Raw genomic sequence first — 19,395 nt, 5'->3', positions numbered from 1 at the left:
AGGCCATGCCTGCTCCCTGGCTAGGGCGCCGGCACGGTCGTCCATAACGACGGCCAGTCGCCGTAACCGACACCGGTGCAGCGCGGCATGCTATGAAACTCACTGAGCTGGAACGCCTTGCCGTCAAACACCCAGACACCACCACCGCCGCAGTCACCGATGCCGCGCTGCTTGTAGAAATAACTCAAGGTGCCGGTGGCTTCGTCATAGCCCACCGAGCCTTGCAGCGCAGCGCCGTCCAACGGCAAGGGCTCAAGCGCCAGCGGCGTTTGCGCATAGGGCGCCTGACGCTGGCGGCTGACCACGTCGAACTCACAGTTGTAGGCCGCGCAGTCGTAACGCACCACCGTCATCGCCTGTTGCGCCGTCAGCGCCCCGGCCTTTGCCTCGGGCTCACCCTCCTCCGGCGTCACGGCCTGCACAGCAGCGGCCACCAGGCCGGCCTGTTCCTGCGCGGTCAACGCCGGCGGCGCAGGGAACTTGCGCAGCACCGGTGTTGGCAAACGTGGCGGCACCTCACGGGCCGGCGCTTTTCCGGGGCGTGCCAGGGCCGTCACGTTATCCACCCGCCCCTGCACCGCATCCATCAACAGCAGCGAAGCGCTCAGGCCGCTCAGCGACACATGGGCCTGCTCATCACCCGGCAATTGCAGGCGCTGGCCATTGCGCAAACGCTGCAACCAGCGCCGCGCCGCAGCGTCCTCGATCACACCGTAAGACTGCACCTCGGGATCGCCGCCCTGATCGTCCAGTTCCACATGCAGATCCCGGGTCAGCTCCAGGCCCAACGGCTGACCGTCCAACAGCAAGGTCGACAGGTCCAGCGCTTCGCCGCGGTGGTCGAAGCGCAGGCGCAGATACCCTTCGGGACCGGCCTGATGCCAGATATGCAAGGTCAGGGAGCTGTAGTCTTCTTCATCGACGCCACTGGGCGCGCTGAGGGCATGACAATTGCGCAGGTTATCGCACCCGGTGACCCAGTTCTTGATTTCCCGCAGCAGCGGTACGGTTTCAGCGGGCGGTTGAGCGAAGGCCTGGGTGGCGCTGCCGGTCAGCAGCAGGGCCAGGAGTACGGGGCGCAGCATGGGGACTCTCCGTGTCGAAAAATGACGCGGATTGTCCCATGTTCGGCGTGATGCGTCAGCGCTTGGCCGCCACACGCCACACCCGCGCAATATCCGCCGCGCGCTCGCGCAGCAAACGCGGTGCCTCGCTGCAGGCCTGCTCCAGGCTCATCGGGCCGCTTGGCAAGGCGAAGGCTGCATCCACGCCATGGGCGTACATCTGCTCGTAGCCGTCGCCCAGGGTGCCGGCGATGACGATCACCGGGACGCCATGTTGCCGGGCGATGCAGGCCACGCCGAAGGGGGTTTTGCCGCGCAGGGTCTGGGCGTCGAAGCGGCCTTCGCCGGTGATGACCAAGTCGGCGCCGCGTACGGCGTCGTCAAGGCCCACCAGCTCGGCGACGACTTCCACGCCCGCGCGGAACTGCGCGCCGAGGAACGCCTTGGCGGCGAAACCCAGGCCGCCGGCGGCGCCGCTGCCGGGCTCGTCGCGCACGTCCTTGGGCAGGACGTTGGCGCAGTGATCGGCGAAGTGGCCGAGGGCGGCGTCCAGTTGTTGCACCTGCTCGGGGTTGGCGCCTTTTTGCGGGCCGAATATCGCCGAGGCGCCGTGGGGGCCGCACAGCGGGTTGTTCACATCGGCGGCGATTTCAAAGCGTACCTGGGCCAGGCGCGGGTCGAGTTTTTCCAGGTTGATACGCGCCAGTCGTGACAAGGCCAGGCCACCCGGCGGCAAGGCCTGATCCGCAGCGTCTAACAGTTGCACCCCCAGGGCCTGCATCGCCCCCGCGCCGCCGTCGTTGGTGGCGCTGCCGCCAATTGCCAGAATGATGCGCCGGGCACCCAGGTCCAGGGCCGCGCGAATCAGTTCGCCAGTGCCGTAGGTGCTGCTGGTGCACGCATCGCGCTGGCCTGGCGCTACCAATTGCAGGCCGCTGGCTTCGGCCATTTCGATGATCGCGGTGTGGCTGTCGGCCAGCCAGCCCCAACGTGCTTCCACCGCGGTGCCCAAAGGCCCGCGCACCGCCTGGCGGCGCAATTGGCCGTTACAGGCGGCGAGCACCGCGTCCACCGTGCCTTCACCACCGTCCGCCATTGGGCACTGGATCAGCTGTGCGTCCGGCCAGACTTGCGCCAACCCTGCGGCAATGGCCTGGGCGACGCCCTCGGCACTCAGGCTGTCCTTGAACGAGTCGGGGGCGATGATGATTTTCATGGGCTTTCTCCGGTTTTTATCACGCCCATGCTGCCAGTTGGCACCGCCGCTGACGCCGGTCCGATGCACAAGTGCGGGTAAGGTTTGTTGTTCATTCCGACAAAGCCTGGGGCAATAGCTGCACGCCGAGGTACAGCGCCAGCATGCCATCCAGGGTCAGCGGGTCGACGCCGCTGAGTTCGGCGATGCGCTCCATGCGGTAACGCAGGCTGTTGCGGTGAATGCCGAGGGCGTCGGCACAGGCCTGGCTTTGCCCGTCGTGTTCACACCAACTGCGCAGCGTGGCCAGGAGTTGGCCGTTGCTGTCCCTGGCCAGCACCTTGCGCAAGGGATTGAGCAGTTCGTCCAGGGCATCGTCGTTGCGATGACGCCAGAGCATCACGGGCAGGCGGTAGCGGTTGAGGGTCAACAGCCGCGAGTGCGGCAGTACATCGCGACCGTAGGCCAGCAAATCGCCGACGCGACGATAGCAACGGCGCAATCCGGCCAGGCCATCCGCCTGCCCGCCGACGGCCACCCGCAGGATGTTCCAGCCCAGGCCCTGGAGCTTTTCCAGTAACCGTGGATTGTCCACCTGCTGCGCCGCCGGTCGGCACCACAGCAGCGAGAACTGCGCCGAGCTCACGCACCAACTGTCCGGATAGCGCGAGGTCAGCCAGGTGTTCAAGGCCTCCGCCGATTGGCCCGCCCCCAGTTCGAACAGGTACGGCGTGCGTGCCAGCTGCGGCTTGAGGCCCAATTGCTGGGCTTCGTCGACCAGGCGTGGTGAGTCGCCGCTGTCGGCGAGGAGCAACGCCAACAGATCATCGCAACGCTGGCGTCGCCATTGCTGCTCGGCTTGCTGATGACGATGGCTGACGAGCATTTCGGCGGTCATGCGCACCAATTCGGCATAGGTGCGCAACAGCTCGGGCTCGCCGGTGATACCCAGCACGCCGATCAAGCGCTGATCGTGCATAAGCGGCAGGTTGATCCCTGGCTGCACGCCCTTGAGGTGCTTGGCGGTCTGCCCGTCGATCTCGACCACGCGACCGTTGGCCAGTACCAGTTGTGCGCCTTCGTGGCGGGTGTTGATGCGCTCGGGCTCGCCGCTGCCGAGGATCAGGCCCTGGCTGTCCATGACGTTGACGTTATAGGGCAGGATCGCCATGGTGCGATTGACGATATCCTGCGCCAGGTCATGATCCAGCTCGAACATGCGGCCATCTCCTTGAAAGAAAGTCCTTGAAAGCGTGGTTGTTCATCGGCACAGCGCAAAGCATGCATCACTGTGCGCAAGCACAAAGACAGCACCCCGCAACGTGGCCGAGACTCATTGGGCGATCAACGTTACCTTCGCATCGCGAAAAATCATAATAAAGAGAGACTCCCATGTCACAGAGCGCCGCTGTCACACTGGCCACCGATGACGATAAAAACGCCATCTACAAGCGCATTACCCTGCGCCTGATCCCCTTCATTTTCATCTGCTATCTGTTCAACTACCTCGACCGGGTCAACGTTGGCTTTGCCAAGTTGCAGATGCTCGATGCGCTGAAATTCAGCGAAACCGTGTACGGCCTGGGTGCCGGGATCTTCTTTATCGGCTACGTGCTGTGTGGCGTGCCGAGCAACCTGGCGCTGACCAGATTCGGTCCACGGCGCTGGATTGCCTTGATGATGATCGTCTGGGGCACGCTGTCCACCTGCCTGTTGTTCGTCACCACGCCGACGCATTTCTATACCTTGCGCCTGTTTACCGGTGCGGCTGAAGCCGGCTTCTTTCCGGGTGTGGTGCTGTACCTCTCGCAGTGGTTCCCGACGTTTCGCCGTGGGCGGATCATGGCGCTGTTCATGTCGGCGATCCCGGTGTCCGGTTTGCTCGGCAGCCCGTTTTCCGGCTGGATCCTCAACCACTTCGCCGCCGGCCAGGGCGGCCTGGCAGGCTGGCAATGGATGTTCCTGCTGCAAGGCATCCCGACCGTGATCCTCGGCGCCCTCGCCTACTTCCTGCTCAGCGACAGCTTTGCCCATGCCAAGTGGCTCAAGCCCCACGAACGCGCCGTGCTGGAAGCCGACCAGGCCACCGACCTGGCCAACAAGCCGAAAACCACCACCGATTCACTCGCCGAAGTGTTCAAGAACCCGGCGATCTGGGCGTTCGGCCTGATCTATTTCTGCATCCAGAGCGGCGTATACGCCATCAACTTCTGGCTGCCGTCGATCATCAAGAACCTGGGTTTCAGCGATAACCTGGTGATCGGCTGGCTCAGTGCGATTCCGTATCTGCTGGCAGCGGTATTCATGTTACTGGTGGGCCGCTCGGCGGACTTGCGCAAGGAGCGTCGCTGGCACTTGGTGGTGCCGATGCTGATGGGCGCCATCGGCCTGGTGATCGCGGTGAACTTCGCCACCACGCCGGCCATCGCCATACTCGGCCTGACCATCGCCACCATGGGCGCCCTCACCGGCCTGCCAATGTTCTGGCCGGTGCCGACCGCCATGCTCAGCGCGGGCGCAGCCGCCGGCGGCCTGGCGCTGATCAACTCCATGGGCCAGATGGCCGGTTTCCTCAGCCCGTATATCGTCGGTTTTGTGAAGGAGGCCACCGGGTCCACGGATGTGGCGCTGTACCTGCTGGCGGCGGTGATTGTGGCGGGCAGTGTGCTGGCGTTGCGGATGACGCGGACCTTGAAGGTTTAACGCGGTCCATGTGGGAGGGCGGTGCGTCGATTCGACTTGCCCCCTCCCACAATGGGTCTGGGTTTACAGCAGGCCGCCGCCGTTGATATCAATGACAGCACCGGTAATAAAGCCATTTTCCATGGCCAGCACATACCCCGCCGCCACGTCCTCGGCCTGCCCCACACGCCCCACCGGCAGCGCGTCCCCCGCCTTGGCCAACATCGCCAGGCGCTGGTCCTCGGCCAACCCCGCATACGCCGGGGTATCAATCACACCAGGGCTCACCACGTTGACCCGACGCGGCGCCAACTCCTTGGCCAACTGCTTGCCCAGGGCTTCAGTGGCAGCGTTGATACCGACTTTGATGAACTGCCCCGGCACCCATTTACGCCCCAGTTGCCCGGAGGTCAGGCTGATGCTGCCGTGCTCATCGAGGAAAGGCAGCGCGTGCTGGATCGCCCGCAAGGCGCCCCAGAGTTTCACGTTGAAGTTGTCCTGAGCCTCGCCCAGGTCGGTTTCGGCCAAGGCCTTGGCGCGTACCGAGGGGCCGGAGGTGTACACCAGATGGTCAAACCGCCCGACGGTTTTGAACAACCGTTGTAGGGACGCGGCATCGGTGACGTCCACCGGTTCGCTGCGCAGGCCGTTGTCGCTACCTGACGATAGCCGCCGCCCCGCCAGCACCACCTGGGCACCGCGTGCGGCTGCGGCCTTGGCCACGGCTGCACCGATGCCGCTGCTGCCGCCAATGACGATGACCGTTTTGCCGTTGAGTGAGGAATTCATGGGGTAGTGTCCTGGGTCAGAAAGTGAGCGTTCATCTTCCCAGCTTGGCAATCGGCGAAAAATCCCGGTAAAACGACAAGATCTTTAAAGGATTTTTACAAATGAGCTCAATCCTCGACCTTGAAGTGTTCGCGCGCACCGCCGACACCGGCAGCCTGTCTGCCGCCGCACGCGGGCTCGGCCTCACCCCCGCAGCGGCGAGCATCGCCCTCAAACGCCTGGAAAGCCGCTTGGGTACCCGACTGCTGGCACGCTCCACCCGCAGCATGCGCCTGACCGAAGAAGGCCGGCGTTACCTCGACAGCGTGCGCGAGGCCCTGGCCGCCTTGGCCGAAGGCGAGCAAGCGCTCAAGCAGCAGAGCCAGGGCCTGACCGGCTTGTTGCAGTTGGCCGCACCCTCGGATTTCGGCCGCAATGTGGTGCTGGGCTGGCTGGATGAGTTCAAGCTGGAACACCCGCACATCCGCCTGCAACTACTGCTCAACGACAGCAATGCCGACCTGTTCCGCGACACCGTCGACATCGCCCTGCGCTTCGGCGTCCCACGGGACTCCAGCCTGGTGGCGCTGCCGGTGGTGCCCGATCACCAACGCCTGCCCTGCGCCAGCCCCGACTACCTGGCGCGCCACGGCACGCCGCACACCCCGGCGGAGTTGGCGCAACACAATACGCTGCGGTACATGCGCCAGGGCCGGGCCAACAGCACCTGGTACTTTCGCCAGGGCACCACGTTGCAGGAAGTCGAAGTGACGGGCGACTACCTGAGCGATGACGGCGAGATTGTGCGGCGTTGGGCACTGGCCGGCCACGGGATTGCCTACAAGGCCAACCTCGATATCGCCCGGGACCTCAAGGCCGGACGGTTGGTGCACCTGCTGCCGGACTGGCAGGGCGAACCCACGCCGTTCAACCTGATGTGCCCGCACCGCCTGCAAGTGTCGGAGCGGGTGAAAGTGCTGCACCGGTTTCTACAAGTGCGTTGCCAGGCCTTGCTGAGTGCATGAAGAAACGCGCGCAGGGCTTGTTCCAGAGCCGTCGAGTCTGCTATTGCATAGGCCGTGTCTCACAGCCGCAAGGAGCTTTGCATGATTTACCGCACATTGGGCCAGTCCGGCTTGAAGGTCAGCGCCTTGACCCTGGGCACCATGATGTTTGGCGAACAGACCCACACAGAGGACTCGCTGCGCATCATCGACAAGGCCTGGGACCAGGGCATCAATTTCATCGACACGGCGGATGTCTACACCGGAGGGCGCTCCGAGGAAATCGTCGGCGAAGCCATCGCTCGCCATCGTCAGGATTGGGTGGTGGCGTCGAAAGTCGCCATTGGCCCCACCGAGGGCCTGCCCAACCGCAGCGGCTTGAGCCGCAAGCGCATCTTCAACGCGCTGGAAGCCAGCCTCACCCGCCTCGATACCGACTACCTCGACATCTACTACCTGCACCGCGAAGATCACGACACCCCGCTGGAGGTGACGGTATCGGCCATCGGCGACCTGATTCGCCAAGGCAAGATCCGTTACTGGGGACTGTCCAACTATCGTGGCTGGCGGATTGCCGAGGTGATCCGCGTCGCCGAGCGCCTGGGCGTGGACAGGCCGGTAATCAGCCAGCCGCTTTACAACATCGTCAACCGCCAGGCTGAAGTCGAACAGATCACTGCCGCCGCCGCATACGGCCTGGGCGTGGTGCCTTACAGCCCACTGGCGCGTGGAGTACTCAGCGGTAAATACGCGCCGGACGTCACCCCGGAGGCCGGCAGCCGCGCGGCACGCCAGGACAAACGCATCCTGGAAACCGAATGGCGCATGGAGTCGTTGCGCATCGCCCAGCAGATCCAGCAATACACCCAGGGCCGTGGCGTGGGCATTGTCGAGTTTGCCATCGCCTGGGTGCTGAACAACGCGGCGGTGAGCTCGGCGATCGTGGGGCCGCGCACTGAGGCGCAGTGGGACGCCTACACCGGTGCGCTGGACGTGAAGATCACGGCTGAGGATGAAGCGTTCATTGATTCGTTGGTAACGCCGGGGCATTCCTCTACGCCGGGGTTCAACGATGTGGGCCATTTTGTCTCGGGCCGAGTGGCGCGCGCATAGCCTGATTGACCAAGTAAGGGTTGCGCAGCGGCCTTACTGCGGCGAGCGGGCTTGTTGTGGTGGGCGGGCTTGCTGTGGTGAGCGGGCTTGCCCCGCGCTGGGCTGCGCAGCAGCCCTTTAAAGCCGTCGCGTTTTTCCAGGAAAACCTCGTCGTCAGTTATTGGGGCTGCTTCGCAGCCCAGCGCGGGGCAAGCCCGCTCACCACCACAACAACAACAACAACAACAACACCCCGACTGCCCCTACCAGGCAGACCCAGACAGCGGCAGCGAGATATTTTCCTGAAAAACGCCCCAAAACAGCGCGACCCTCTCGCCTCAAAAGCACCATAATCCCCTGTTGAAACTCCCTCTACTTGTTTGAAATCGGTTTTCGCGAGGACAACGTGTCTAAAGGTGTCGTGTTATCGGTGTCGGCCTCGGTGTTGTTTGCCGTGATGTATTACTTCACGTCATTGCTGACGCCGTTGAGCGGCCTGGAAATTTTCGGCTGGCGCATGTTGCTGACCGTGCCGTGCATGACGGTGTTCATGATCGTCAGCGGCGAATGGCGGCGGGTGTGGGAATTGCTGCAAGTACTCGCAGCCAAGCCGCGACTGATCGGCGGTGTGGTGCTGTCGTCGGCGTTGCTGGGCGTGCAGTTGTGGTTGTTCATGTGGGCGCCGCTGAACGGGCGCAGCCTGGATGTATCGGTGGGTTACTTCCTGCTGCCGCTGACCATGGTGCTGACCGGACGCCTGGTATGGGGCGAACAGCTGTCCTACCTGCAAAAGCTCGCGGTGTTTTTTGCCGGCCTTGGGGTATTCAACGAGCTGTTCCAGGCCGGCGGTTTTTCCTGGGCGACGCTGGTGGTGATTATCGGCTACCCGCTGTATTTCATTGCGCGCAAATACCTCAAGACCGACCATCTTGGCGGACTGTGGCTGGACATGGCGCTGATGCTGCCGGTGGCCTGGTGGTTTGTGCAAAGCGGCGAACAGGGCTTCGCGGTGATGGATGCCCACCCCAAGCTGTACGGGTTGATCCCGATGCTGGGCCTGATCAGCGCCTCGGCGCTGGTGAGCTATATCATCGCCAGCCGCCTGCTGGCGTTCAGCCTGTTCGGACTGCTCAGTTATGTCGAGCCGGTGCTGTTGCTGGTAGTGGCGCTGCTGCTGGGTGAAGGCATCAAGGCTGGCGAATGGTTGACTTACATCCCGATCTGGATGGCGGTCATGGTCCTGGTGTTCGAAGGGTTCAAGCATTTGGTGCGCCAGCGCCGGGCCTGAATGCCAAGCGACAAAAAGCCCGACCGAGGCGTCCCTCGGTCGGGCTTTTTTCATGCTCAGTCGGCGGTCAACACACCACGACGTACCTGGTCCCGCTCGATGGACTCGAACAGCGCCTTGAAGTTGCCCTCGCCAAACCCATCATCGCCCTTGCGCTGGATGAACTCGAAGAACACCGGGCCCATCAGGGTTTCCGAGAAGATCTGCAGCAACAGGCGCTTGTCGCCTTCGATGGACGAGCCGTCCAGCAGGATGCCCCGCGCCTGCAATTGATCCACCGGTTCGCCGTGGTTCGGCAGGCGACCTTCGAGCATTTCGTAGTAGGTGTCCGGCGGCGCGGTCATGAAGCGCATGCCGATCTTCTTGAGTGCGTCCCAGGTCTTGACCAGGTCGTCGGTGAGGAACGCAACGTGCTGTATGCCCTCGCCATTGAACTGCATCAGGAACTCTTCGATCTGCCCGGCGCCCTTGGACGACTCTTCGTTCAGCGGGATGCGGATCATGCCGTCCGGGGCGCTCATGGCCTTGGACGTCAGGCCGGTGTATTCGCCCTTGATATCGAAGTAGCGCGCTTCACGGAAGTTGAACAGTTTCTCGTAGAAGCCGGCCCAGTAGGCCATGCGCCCGCGGTAGACGTTGTGGGTCAGGTGGTCGATGACCTTCAGGCCGGCACCTTGCGGGTTGCGCTCGACGCCGTCGAGGTAGACGAAGTCGATGTCATAGATCGAGCTGCCCTCACCAAAACGGTCGATCAGGTACAGCGGCGCGCCGCCGATGCCCTTGATGGCCGGCAGGTTCAGCTCCATCGGGCCGGTCTCGATATGGATGGGCTGGGCACCCAGTTCCAGGGCGCGGTTGTAGGCTTTTTGCGAGTCCTTGACGCGGAACGCCATGCCGCACACCGACGGGCCGTGCTCGGCGGCGAAATAGGAGGCGATGCTGTTGGGCTCGTTGTTGAGGATCAGGTTGATCTCGCCCTGGCGGAACAGCTGGACGTTCTTGGAGCGGTGAGTCGCGACTTTGGTGAAGCCCATGATCTCGAAGATCGGCTCCAGGGTGCCGGGGGTCGGCGATGCGAATTCGATAAATTCAAAGCCCATCAGGCCCATTGGGTTTTCGTAGTGGTCGGTCATGGCCGGCGCCTCATCATTCTTGTGGGTAGCAATTGGTTATGTGCGAGCAAGGATGAGGTCGGAGGGCGGCGCGCAGGATAGGCCTCGCACACTGCGGGCGAGGAAGTCACCAAAGATGAGGGGGGAGCCGAGTAGCTTCATGGTTACATCAGTCTCTGACGGCCGAGGCTTGCGTGAGCGCAAGTCCATATTCTTGTATGCGTAAATCGATTCTACACAGCGTAACCGTATTTGTCCGTACTCTTATCAAATCCCCATTGCCCTGGCCTGTGCAAGGGGTTTGTTGCACAGGTAGATGCCCAGCAGGATGACGGCTCCGCCCGCCAGCATGGGCGCCGTCAGTTGCTCCCCCAGCAGCAAGGCACCGCAGATCACCGCCGTCAGTGGGTTGAGTGCGATAAACACCCCGGAGCGCGTCGCGCCAATGCGCCGGATGCCGTCGTAGTAACCGATATACGCCAGCGCCGAGCCCAACACGCCGAGGTAGGCCAGACTGAGCCACTGGGTGAGCTGCAAGCGGGCGAGCGCTTCTACGCTGACGCTTGCGGTGACAAACGCGCTGGTGGTCAACATCAACGTACCCAGCAGCACCGACCAGGTGACCGTCTGCAAGGGCCCCAGGCTTTGGTTGAGCCCACGGGCACACAGCGAATAAACGCCCCACCCTGCCACACAGCCGAGGATCAGCAGGTCGCCGATCCAGGCATCGGCGGTGGCCTGCAACAACTGCGGGTTACGACTGACAATGACCGTCCCGGCACCGACCAGGCAAAGCAGGATCCCCAGCAGCTTGATCCGACTCAGCCGCTCCTTGAATAACAGCCAGCTCGCCAGGCCGATCACCGCCGGATTCAACGCCACGATCAACGAAGCCCGCGACGCATTGATGTACTGCAACCCATAGAAGAAGCACAGGTTGTAGAAAAAAATCCCGCAGAAGCCCAGCACCGCCAGTTGCGCAAACTGCCGAAGGTTCGGGCGTAACAGTCGAATACGCACGCAGGCCATGAACAGCAACAACGCCAGGCTGGCGAGGATAAAACGCAGGCTGGCGGCCAGCAGCGGATTGAGGTGGTCGGCCAGGAAGCGCCCGGCGACAAAGGTACCGCCCCAGATCATGGTGACGGCGGCGAGTTTGCAATAAGTCAGGTAATCGGAGGCGGGATGCATGGGGATGGCTCTAAGTACGGAGAGAATTGGCGTATTCTTCAGCTAATATCTGATCATCGTAAAATGAGCTTTCACTCATGACCCTGACCCAATTGGAAATCTTCTCGCTGGTCGCCGAGCTGCAGGGCTTCACCAGTGCCGCCCACCGCCTGGGCATCAGCCAATCGGCGGTGTCCCATGCCATCAAGGCCCTGGAGCAGGAGCTCGGTGTAGAGCTGTTTCGGCGCCACCAGTCGCTGGTGGAACCCAGCGACATCGGCCAGCAATTACTCGGACGTGCCCGTGCCATGCTCGGCCTGGCCAACACCCTGCAACAAGAAGCGGCCGATGCCCGTGGCATGCGACGCGGTACTTTGCGCATCGGCTCGTTCGGGCCGACCGCGTCGATTCGCCTGCTGCCCACCATCCTCAGCGAGTTTCGCAGCGCCCATCCGGGGATTGAGGTGCATGTGGACGAAGGGCCGGACCGCCAGGTGCTGCAGTGGCTGGATGAGCGACGGATCGATGTGGGCTTTGTGGTGCTGGAACAGGAGCGCTTCGACACCTTTGCCGTGTTCGAGGACCAGATGGTGGCGCTGCTGCCAGCAGATCATCCATTGGCTGCGCGGGACACGCTGACCCTGCCGGACCTGTGTGACGATGCCTTTATCCTGACCGAAGCCGGCTCCTCGGAGTTAGTCACCCGCCTGTTCGACGTCGGCCAACTGCGGCCAAAGATTCGTTACCGCTGTGCACAACTGCTGAGCACCCTGGAAGCGGTCAGCCGTGGCGATGGCCTGAGCATCGTCGCCGAAGCGTCGCTGCCACAGGCACATGATCCGCGCTATGTGAAGCGACCGCTTTCGCCCCGTGTGCCGCGCCAGATCGGCCTGGCGGTGCTGGATCGGCGGCAGTCGTCACCGGCCGCCCTGGCCTTTATCGAGATTGCGCAAAACCTTGTCAGGGCGAGCAAATTCCAAACGGGCCATCTATCATCGGAACATTCCCCGCCGGCCTGCCGGTAAAGCCCGCCCCCTGCGCAACAGGCCTGAACCCATGCCCCTCACTGTCAAAGGCCCGCGAAGACTTCTCAGCCGCTATGCGATCAGCCTGTTGGCGGGTGTGCTGCCGATCCTGCTGGGTGCGGCTATCCTGTATTGGCAGGCCGAGCGCACCCTTGAACAAAGCACAGCGCAAACCGCCCAGGAAGCCATACGTCAATTCGACCTGATGCTCGACAATACCGCCCTCGCCGCCCAGGCCTTGCTGCCCCTGGCCGGACAGCCGTGTGACAGTGGCGCGCAACTGGCGCTGCGTGAACAGGTCACCCGCCGGCCGTTTGTGCGGGCAACGACCTTGTCCTGGCAGAAAAACATCTATTGCAGCTCCCTGTTCGGCAGCAACTACGAGTCACCGGTAAACCCGGCTGACTACGTCGATGGCCGCCTGTGGCTGATGAACGGCAACCCGGTTACGCCGGATACCGCGTTGCTGGTCTACCGCCTGGTCGACGGCGACAAAGCGGCGTTTGCCTCCATCGACGGCTATCACCTGACCAACGCCCTGCGCCTGATCAGCCGCTATGCCCGGCTCGTGCTGCAAGTCGGGCCTCACTGGCTAGGCGCGGACGGCAATGTGCACGACACCGCCGTCCCGGTATTTGCCGTGGCCCATCATCATCTGGCGTCCGAGCGCTATCGCTACAGCGTCGACGCCGGCATGCCGGCCGGTGAGGTGTGGCGCTATATGCAGGCGCGTTACCCGGCGCTGTTCAGCCTGGTGGTGTTCTTTGGCGTGCTCGCGGGCCTGCTTGCGCACTGGCTGCAAAAGCGTTCCTCGGCGCCCACCCATGAGCTGCAGCGGGCCTTGGGGGCCAATGAGTTCATCCCGTACTTCCAGCCGGTGGTACGCGGTGACACCCGCGAGTGGGCCGGCTGCGAGGTGCTGATGCGCTGGCAGCACCCCAAGGAAGGCCTGGTCCGGCCCGACCTGTTTATCCCGCTGGCTGAACACTCCGGCCTGATCGTGCCGATGACCCGCGCCCTGCTGCGCCAGACCGCAGCCCAACTGGCGCCCCATGCGACGCAGTTCAGCCCGGGCTTCCATATCGGCGTGAATATCACCGCGCGCCATTGCCACGACCTTGCCCTGGTGGAGGATTGCCGTGAGTTTCTCGCCGCCTTTGCACCGGGCCAGGTGACCTTGGTGCTGGAGCTGACCGAGCGCGAACTGATCGAGCCCACGGATATTACCCGCCGACTGTTCGACGCCCTGCATCAACTGGGTGTGATGATTGCCATCGATGACTTTGGTACCGGCCATTCCAGCCTGGGCTATTTGCGCAACTTCAATGTGGATTACTTGAAGATCGACCAGAGTTTTGTCGCCATGATCGGGGCCGATGCACTATCGCGGCATATTCTGGACAGCATCATCGAATTATCCGGCAAGCTGGACCTGGGCATCGTTGCAGAAGGTGTAGAGACCGCCGAGCAATGCGAGTACCTGGCCGCTCACGGCGTGGATTTCCTCCAGGGCTACCTGTTTGGAAAGCCATTACCCAGCGATGAATTCATTAAAAATCTGGCCAGCCATTGAATAGCCATGCACTAGCGGTGTTGAAATAATGTTAATAAGACAAAAGACATGATTTACTCGTGGCGGATTAACTACTACAATTTTTCTTGCCTGTGCAGAACTCGCAGGACGACTTCTTCTGTGAGTCGCCTTAACGCTATTGGCTTATAGCTTTGTCTGTAGTTGACATCAGCCAAATACACTATTGGAGTACAGATTTTGTCCAGACTCGCCGAATTTCGCGCAGCAGAAAAAGCCCTTCAAGAGCAGCTTGCCCAGCTGGAGTCCCTGAAGAACGACGCCGGCCTGAAGAAAGAAATCGAATTCGAAGAAAAGCTTCAAGGACTGATGAAAACCTACGGCAAAGGCCTGCGCGACATCATCCTGATCCTTGATCCAAACCCGGGCAAGACCAGCGCTGCCGCCGCCAGCGCACCCAAACAGCGCCGTGCGCGCGTGGTCAAGGTTTACCACAACCCGCACACTGGCGAACTGATCGAAACCAAGGGCGGTAACCACCGTGGCCTCAAGGCCTGGAAAGAACAGTATGGCGCCGCCACTGTAGACTCCTGGCTTCGCGGCTGATCACAACGCACTAACAAAGAGCCCCGCACATGCGGGGCTTTTTTATTCAAGGGTTTGAAACAGAACTTAAATAACATTTCACTTTGTTCGGAATCGACGGGCGAAACGCACTTAAAGTTTGAGGCTGGCGCGCACCGAACTGACTTCGTCCTTGCTGGCTTCGTAAGCGTCGGCTTGACCCGCGTATGAAAAAACATACGCTTTTTCGGTATCAACAGCCCCGACCAATGTTTGTGAAAGCACGTGCCGTCCATTCTCGGTAATCACACAGGTAGTTTCCACGGCTTCAAGACGACTCAGTGTTGTGGAGTGCATCTTGCTGCACACACTCTGGTAACCGCCTTGGGCAAAATCCTTCTGGATGGACTTGCGCATCTCCAACAATACGCCCTGAAGATTAACGTTATGCCCGGCTTCGATCGGCGTCCCCGTCAACTCCATCACCATCAACGTGTTGCCATTTTCGTCGTTCTTGATCGCACGCTGCCGCGAGACCGGCTGCGGCGTGGCCGGCGCGTCGCCGTCGGGCACCACCTCCTCGACCTGCCAGCCGCTGGGCCAATGAATTTCCGGGTCGGCCGCCCACACCCAGGGGCTGGTCAACAGCAAACACAGAGCGCTCAACAGCGGTATACGACATTCGATCATTGCAAAAGACACCCAAGGTTCAAGCGACAAAGTGTGAGCCCCGCCACCGGCCGGTCGCAAGACCTGCGCGCGCTTTTTCATTTGGCGCAGCAGGCGGGCCTTGCGTATCATGCTCCGGCTGCACGGACGCCAGCCGCAAGCCAAGGGAACGCTCCTCGCACCTGGAGCCGCGTTTGCCCCATTTTTCTCTGGAGGGCCCATGAGCCTGCACGAACTGAACACCTTCCCGGGCGTCACCGCCCAACCCGACACCGCCACCTCGAACTTCGTGTTCAACCACACCATGCTGCGGGTCAAGGACATCACCAAGTCCCTGGACTTCTACACCCGGGTCCTGGGTTTTTCCCTGGTTGAAAAGCGCGACTTCCCGGAAGCCGAATTCAGCCTGTACTTCCTGGCCCTTGTGGACAAATCCCAGATCCCGGCCGACGCCGCCGCGCGCACCCAATGGATGAAGTCGATCCCAGGCATCCTGGAACTGACCCACAACCACGGCACCGAAAACGATGCCGACTTCGCCTACCACAACGGCAACACCGACCCGCGTGGTTTTGGCCATATCTGCATCTCGGTGCCCGATATTGTCGCCGCATGCGAACGCTTCGAAGCACTGGGCTGCGATTTCCAGAAACGCCTGACCGATGGCCGCATGAAAAGCCTGGCGTTCATCAAGGACCCGGATGGGTACTGGGTTGAGATTATTCAGCCAGCGCCGCTGTAACGAAAAAAACCCCATGAGTGATCATGGGGTTTTTCATTGGTGGCTTCGTATTTACGCGGGCGCTGAGGTACGGATCAAGTGATCGAAAGCACTCAGGGAAGCCTTGGCGCCCTCGCCTACTGCAATCACGATCTGCTTGTACGGCACGGTCGTCACGTCACCGGCGGCGAATACCCCTGGCAGTGAAGTTTCGCCACGGGCATCGACAATGATCTCGCCACGGGGGGTCAGTTCCACAGTGCCTTTAAGCCAGTCGGTGTTGGGCAGCAAGCCGATCTGTACAAAGATGCCTTCCAGGTCGAGGGTCTTGAACTCACCGGTATCGCGGTCCTTGTAGGCCAGGCCTGTCACTTTCTGTCCATCACCTTTGACTTCACTGGTCAGCGCGCTGGTGATCACGTCAACGTTAGGCAGGCTGTACAGCTTGCGCTGCAATACCGCATCGGCGCGCAGCTTGCTGTCGAACTCCAGCAAGGTCACATGGCTGACGATACCGGCCAGGTCGATAGCCGCTTCAACGCCGGAGTTACCGCCGCCGATCACCGCCACACGCTTGCCCTTGAACAACGGACCATCGCAGTGCGGGCAGAAGCACACGCCCTTGGCCTTGTATTCCTGCTCGCCCGGTACACCCATTTCGCGCCAGCGGGCGCCGGTGGCCAGGATCACGGTCTTGGACTTGAGGGTCGCACCGCTTTCAAAGCGAATTTCGTGCAGATCACCGGGATTCTTCGCCGGCACCAGGCTGCTGGCGCGCTGCAGGTTCATGATGTCCACGTCGTACTGACGCACGTGGGCTTCCAGGGCGCTGGCCAGTTTCGGCCCTTCGGTTTCCTGGACCGAGATAAAGTTCTCGATGGACATGGTGTCCAGCACCTGGCCACCAAAGCGTTCGGCGGCAACACCGGTGCGAATGCCCTTACGTGCAGCGTAGATGGCGGCTGCGGAACCGGCTGGGCCACCACCGACGACCAGCACATCAAAGGCCTCCTTGGCGCTGATTTTCTCGGCGGCTTTTTCAATGCCGCTGGTGTCGAGCTTGGCGAGGATTTCTTCCAGGCCCATGCGGCCCTGACCGAAGTTCACGCCATTCAAGTAGACGCTCGGCACTGCCATGATCTGACGCTCGTCGACTTCAGCCTGGAACAACGCGCCGTCGATGGCGACGTGGCGAATGTTCGGGTTGAGCACGGCCATCAGGTTCAGCGCCTGGACCACATCCGGGCAGTTCTGGCAGGACAGCGAGAAGTAAGTCTCGAAGCTGAACTCGCCTTTAAGGGCGCGGATCTGTTCAATCACTTCGACACTGGCCTTCGACGGGTGGCCACCGACTTGCAGCAGGGCCAGCACCAACGAAGTGAATTCATGGCCCATGGGGATGCCGGCGAAACGCAGGCTGATATCGGCACCCGGGCGGTTGATGGAGAACGAGGGCTTACGTGCATCATCGCCATCGGTCTTCAGGGTAATCAGCGTGGTGAGGCTGGTTACGTCCTGCAAAAGGGCGAGCATTTCCTGGGATTTCGCGCCGTCGTCGAGGGAGGCGACGATCTCGATCGGCTGGGTGACCCGTTCCAGGTATGACTTCAACTGAGCTTTAAGATTGGCGTCCAACATACGGGCGATTTCCTATTAATTCGATTTATTGCAGACAAAAAAACGCCCGAGCGACTATCGCCCGGGCGTTCTGAGGGCGGATGCAGCTTACTTAAGTGCGGAGTTCCGCCCTTGATACGTCTTCACAGACTTAGATCTTGCCGACCAGGTCCAGGGACGGCGCCAGAGTGGCCTCGCCTTCTTTCCACTTGGCCGGGCACACTTCGCCTGGGTGAGCGGCTACATATTGAGCAGCCTTGATCTTGCGCAGCAGCTCGGAAGCGTCACGGCCAACACCGCCGTCGTTCAGTTCAACGATCTTGATCTGACCTTCCGGGTTGATCACGAAGGTACCGCGGTCGGCCAGGCCAGCTTCTTCGATCAGGACGTCGAAGTTGCGGGAGATGGTCAGGGTCGGGTCGCCGATCATGGTGTACTGGATTTTGCCGATGGCTGGCGAAGTGTTGTGCCAGGCAGCGTGGGCAAAGTGGGTGTCGGTGGACACGCTGTAGATTTCCACGCCCAGCTTCTGGAATTCGGCGTAGTTGTCAGCCAGGTCTTCCAGCTCGGTTGGGCAAACGAAGGTGAAGTCGGCTGGGTAGAAGAACACGACCGACCATTTGCCTTTCAGGTCAGCGTCGGTCACATCTACGAAGTTGCCGTTTTTGTATGCAGTTGCTTTGAACGGTTTTACTTGGCTGTTGATGATAGGCATCGTTGACTCTCCGTCAGGGGTTAAGAAGTTGATGAGGTGAATCCTACCCACTCTCCCGGCGGATGGCTCATTGGCAAACCTGATGCTGACGATTGGTTTTCTCTATCAGGTGACGGTATTAATAGAAGAAATCTCAAAGCAGCGGTTGAGTGGCCAATGTCATGCCGAGAAAGGGCGTCGCTTCAACATAGCGCATGGCGGATTTCATGTCGCTCCAGCCGACGTAACTCATCAACGACTTCAAGTCCCACCCGCTGGAATGGGCCCAGGTGGCAAAGCCCCGACGCAGCGAGTGACTGGTGTACTGCTCGGCGGCGATGCCCGCGCGCTCAAGCGCCTGGCGCAGCAGCGGTATCACGCTGTTGGGGTGCAAGCCCTCCTCCCCCAGGTTTCCCCAGCGATCGATACCGCGGAATACCGGACCGCGCACCAGGGCCGAGGCGCTGAGCCATTCGCTGTAGGCCTGCACCGGACACAGGCGCATCAGCGCCGGCGTGTGATAGGTCTTGCCGAGGTTGTCGCGGTCACTTTTGCTGCGTGGCAGGTACAGGCGGATGCCGGCACCGGGCGTGGCCTGTACGTGTTCGATGCTCAAGCGACACAACTCATCGCTGCGAAAACCACGCCAGAAGCCCAGCAGGATGAGTGCAGTGTCACGCTTGGCCCGCAGCAATCGCGGTTGGTCATGTGCATCACCGGCCTCTCGCGCTTCAGCCTCAAGGGAGGCCACGACCTGCTCCAGATGCCTGAGTTGCAACGGCTCGGCCTGCTTCTCCTGCGCCGGGTGCACGGCGCGAATCCCCTTGAGCACCTTGCGCACCACCGGCGCTTTCGTCGGATCGGGAAAGCCCTGGCTGGTATGCCATTGCGCCAATGCCGAGAGCCGCAACTTCAAGGTGTTGACCGCCAGCACGCCGGCATGCGCCACCAGATAGCGCGCCACGCTGTCGCTGGTGGCCGGCAGAAATCCGCCCCAACTGACTTCGAAGTGTTCGATCGCCGCACGATAGCTGCGGCGCGTGTTATCGCGGGTGGCGGCGTTTAGGTAACGGTCCAGATCGCTCATGGGAGGCCTATTCGTACTGCTGGCAGAGGTATGAGCGCTCCAGGCGCATATGACACGGGATAATACGCCAATATCCCATCTGTTAAATCATGAATTTGAACAGGTTTTTATT

The 19,395-nt window shown here is 61.6% G+C and carries 18 protein-coding genes; 8 read left to right on the top strand and 10 right to left on the bottom strand.

Translation table 11 applies throughout. The annotated features are described in order from the left end of the window. Positions 1–20 precede the first annotated feature (20 nt). The 3 genes from AC07OT_RS00990 to AC07OT_RS00980 all read right to left on the bottom strand — a co-directional run bounded on the left by AC07OT_RS00990 (position 21) and on the right by AC07OT_RS00980 (position 3,478). A complete protein-coding gene (locus AC07OT_RS00990) occupies positions 21–1,085 on the bottom strand; it encodes a DUF1176 domain-containing protein (RefSeq protein ID WP_495107160.1) in 1,065 nt (354 codons plus the stop codon). Positions 1,086–1,140: 55 nt separating this feature from the next. Further along, positions 1,141–2,280, bottom strand: coding sequence for a glycerate kinase (locus AC07OT_RS00985; RefSeq protein ID WP_495107159.1), 1,140 nt, complete (start codon positions 2,278–2,280; stop codon positions 1,141–1,143). A gap of 91 nt (positions 2,281–2,371) precedes the next feature. After that, on the bottom strand, positions 2,372–3,478 hold the full coding sequence (locus AC07OT_RS00980; RefSeq protein ID WP_495107158.1) for a sugar diacid recognition domain-containing protein: 1,107 nt from the start codon (positions 3,476–3,478) through the stop codon (positions 2,372–2,374). A gap of 173 nt (positions 3,479–3,651) precedes the next feature. Between AC07OT_RS00980 and AC07OT_RS00975 the strand changes: the two genes are divergently transcribed. Continuing rightward, the gene (locus tag AC07OT_RS00975) at positions 3,652–4,962 is read left to right on the top strand and encodes an MFS transporter (protein WP_495107157.1); all 1,311 of its coding nucleotides are present in this window, start codon (positions 3,652–3,654) and stop codon (positions 4,960–4,962) included. 63 nt (positions 4,963–5,025) lie between these two features. Here AC07OT_RS00975 and AC07OT_RS00970 read toward each other — a convergent pair whose 3' ends face one another. Continuing rightward, positions 5,026–5,730, bottom strand: coding sequence for an SDR family oxidoreductase (locus tag AC07OT_RS00970; RefSeq protein ID WP_495107156.1), 705 nt, complete (start codon positions 5,728–5,730; stop codon positions 5,026–5,028). A gap of 101 nt (positions 5,731–5,831) precedes the next feature. Between AC07OT_RS00970 and AC07OT_RS00965 the strand changes: the two genes are divergently transcribed. From AC07OT_RS00965 to rarD, 3 genes are all read left to right on the top strand, one after another. Further along, entirely contained in the window at positions 5,832–6,734 is a 903-nt protein-coding gene (locus AC07OT_RS00965; RefSeq protein WP_495102105.1) for a LysR family transcriptional regulator, read from the top strand. 81 nt (positions 6,735–6,815) lie between these two features. Then, the gene (locus AC07OT_RS00960; RefSeq protein ID WP_141157790.1) at positions 6,816–7,826 is read left to right on the top strand and encodes an aldo/keto reductase; all 1,011 of its coding nucleotides are present in this window, start codon (positions 6,816–6,818) and stop codon (positions 7,824–7,826) included. Between the two features lie 385 nt (positions 7,827–8,211). Continuing rightward, on the top strand, positions 8,212–9,093 hold the full coding sequence (rarD, locus tag AC07OT_RS00955) for an EamA family transporter RarD (RefSeq protein WP_495107155.1): 882 nt from the start codon (positions 8,212–8,214) through the stop codon (positions 9,091–9,093). A 56-nt stretch (positions 9,094–9,149) separates the two neighbouring features. Here rarD and hppD read toward each other — a convergent pair whose 3' ends face one another. Together hppD and AC07OT_RS00945 are read right to left on the bottom strand one after the other, a co-directional pair. Beyond that, complete coding sequence (gene hppD, locus AC07OT_RS00950) at positions 9,150–10,226, bottom strand: 4-hydroxyphenylpyruvate dioxygenase (protein ID WP_065941558.1); 1,077 nt, start codon at positions 10,224–10,226, stop codon at positions 9,150–9,152. Positions 10,227–10,472: 246 nt separating this feature from the next. Further along, the gene (locus AC07OT_RS00945) at positions 10,473–11,396 is read right to left on the bottom strand and encodes a DMT family transporter (protein ID WP_495107154.1); all 924 of its coding nucleotides are present in this window, start codon (positions 11,394–11,396) and stop codon (positions 10,473–10,475) included. Positions 11,397–11,473: 77 nt separating this feature from the next. Here AC07OT_RS00945 and AC07OT_RS00940 point away from each other — a divergent pair, with 77 nt between their 5' ends. From AC07OT_RS00940 to AC07OT_RS00930, 3 genes are all read left to right on the top strand, one after another. Beyond that, positions 11,474–12,400, top strand: coding sequence for a LysR family transcriptional regulator (locus tag AC07OT_RS00940; RefSeq protein WP_495107153.1), 927 nt, complete (start codon positions 11,474–11,476; stop codon positions 12,398–12,400). Positions 12,401–12,431: 31 nt separating this feature from the next. Beyond that, positions 12,432–13,973: an EAL domain-containing protein gene (locus AC07OT_RS00935; RefSeq protein ID WP_495107152.1), complete on the top strand. Its 1,542-nt coding sequence runs from the start codon at positions 12,432–12,434 to the stop codon at positions 13,971–13,973. Between the two features lie 198 nt (positions 13,974–14,171). Then, a complete protein-coding gene (locus tag AC07OT_RS00930; RefSeq protein WP_027606583.1) occupies positions 14,172–14,537 on the top strand; it encodes a histone-like nucleoid-structuring protein, MvaT/MvaU family in 366 nt (121 codons plus the stop codon). Positions 14,538–14,648: 111 nt separating this feature from the next. Here the strand turns inward: AC07OT_RS00930 and AC07OT_RS00925 are convergent, their stop codons facing one another. Beyond that, positions 14,649–15,185 carry a DUF4946 domain-containing protein gene (locus AC07OT_RS00925; protein WP_495107512.1) on the bottom strand — a complete coding sequence of 179 codons (537 nt, stop codon included), beginning with the start codon at positions 15,183–15,185 and terminating at the stop codon, positions 14,649–14,651. A gap of 199 nt (positions 15,186–15,384) precedes the next feature. Between AC07OT_RS00925 and gloA the strand changes: the two genes are divergently transcribed. Next, positions 15,385–15,906 carry a lactoylglutathione lyase gene (gene gloA / locus AC07OT_RS00920; RefSeq protein WP_115487281.1) on the top strand — a complete coding sequence of 174 codons (522 nt, stop codon included), beginning with the start codon at positions 15,385–15,387 and terminating at the stop codon, positions 15,904–15,906. A 51-nt stretch (positions 15,907–15,957) separates the two neighbouring features. Here the strand turns inward: gloA and ahpF are convergent, their stop codons facing one another. From ahpF to AC07OT_RS00905, 3 genes are all read right to left on the bottom strand, one after another. Beyond that, positions 15,958–17,523, bottom strand: a complete 1,566-nt coding sequence (gene ahpF, locus AC07OT_RS00915; RefSeq protein ID WP_027606586.1) for an alkyl hydroperoxide reductase subunit F — start codon at positions 17,521–17,523, stop codon at positions 15,958–15,960. A 130-nt stretch (positions 17,524–17,653) separates the two neighbouring features. Beyond that, the gene (ahpC, locus tag AC07OT_RS00910; protein WP_003173835.1) at positions 17,654–18,217 is read right to left on the bottom strand and encodes an alkyl hydroperoxide reductase subunit C; all 564 of its coding nucleotides are present in this window, start codon (positions 18,215–18,217) and stop codon (positions 17,654–17,656) included. A 133-nt stretch (positions 18,218–18,350) separates the two neighbouring features. Beyond that, positions 18,351–19,283, bottom strand: a complete 933-nt coding sequence (locus AC07OT_RS00905; RefSeq protein ID WP_495107151.1) for a site-specific integrase — start codon at positions 19,281–19,283, stop codon at positions 18,351–18,353. Between the last annotated feature and the right edge of the window lie 112 nt (positions 19,284–19,395).

This window comes from Pseudomonas sp. GW821-FHT09C10, from assembly GCF_059418085.1.
This window is presented reverse-complemented; position numbering and strand designations above follow the sequence as displayed.

Bases quoted from the DNA above. Each gene is read 5' to 3' on its own strand.
- AC07OT_RS00985 (WP_495107159.1), bottom strand. From the start codon at position 2,280: ATGAAAATCATCATCGCCCCCGACTCGTTCAAGGACAGCCTGAGTGCC.
- ahpC (WP_003173835.1), bottom strand. From the start codon at position 18,217: ATGCCTATCATCAACAGCCAAGTAAAACCGTTCAAAGCAACTGCATAC.
- AC07OT_RS00975 (WP_495107157.1), top strand. From the start codon at position 3,652: ATGTCACAGAGCGCCGCTGTCACACTGGCCACCGATGACGATAAAAAC.
- AC07OT_RS00925 (WP_495107512.1), bottom strand. From the start codon at position 15,185: ATGATCGAATGTCGTATACCGCTGTTGAGCGCTCTGTGTTTGCTGTTG.
- AC07OT_RS00940 (WP_495107153.1), top strand. From the start codon at position 11,474: ATGACCCTGACCCAATTGGAAATCTTCTCGCTGGTCGCCGAGCTGCAG.
- AC07OT_RS00965 (WP_495102105.1), top strand. From the start codon at position 5,832: ATGAGCTCAATCCTCGACCTTGAAGTGTTCGCGCGCACCGCCGACACC.
- hppD (WP_065941558.1), bottom strand. From the start codon at position 10,226: ATGACCGACCACTACGAAAACCCAATGGGCCTGATGGGCTTTGAATTT.
- ahpF (WP_027606586.1), bottom strand. From the start codon at position 17,523: ATGTTGGACGCCAATCTTAAAGCTCAGTTGAAGTCATACCTGGAACGG.
- AC07OT_RS00905 (WP_495107151.1), bottom strand. From the start codon at position 19,283: ATGAGCGATCTGGACCGTTACCTAAACGCCGCCACCCGCGATAACACG.
- gloA (WP_115487281.1), top strand. From the start codon at position 15,385: ATGAGCCTGCACGAACTGAACACCTTCCCGGGCGTCACCGCCCAACCC.
- AC07OT_RS00980 (WP_495107158.1), bottom strand. From the start codon at position 3,478: ATGTTCGAGCTGGATCATGACCTGGCGCAGGATATCGTCAATCGCACC.
- AC07OT_RS00970 (WP_495107156.1), bottom strand. From the start codon at position 5,730: ATGAATTCCTCACTCAACGGCAAAACGGTCATCGTCATTGGCGGCAGC.
- AC07OT_RS00960 (WP_141157790.1), top strand. From the start codon at position 6,816: ATGATTTACCGCACATTGGGCCAGTCCGGCTTGAAGGTCAGCGCCTTG.
- AC07OT_RS00945 (WP_495107154.1), bottom strand. From the start codon at position 11,396: ATGCATCCCGCCTCCGATTACCTGACTTATTGCAAACTCGCCGCCGTC.
- AC07OT_RS00935 (WP_495107152.1), top strand. From the start codon at position 12,432: ATGCCCCTCACTGTCAAAGGCCCGCGAAGACTTCTCAGCCGCTATGCG.
- AC07OT_RS00990 (WP_495107160.1), bottom strand. From the start codon at position 1,085: ATGCTGCGCCCCGTACTCCTGGCCCTGCTGCTGACCGGCAGCGCCACC.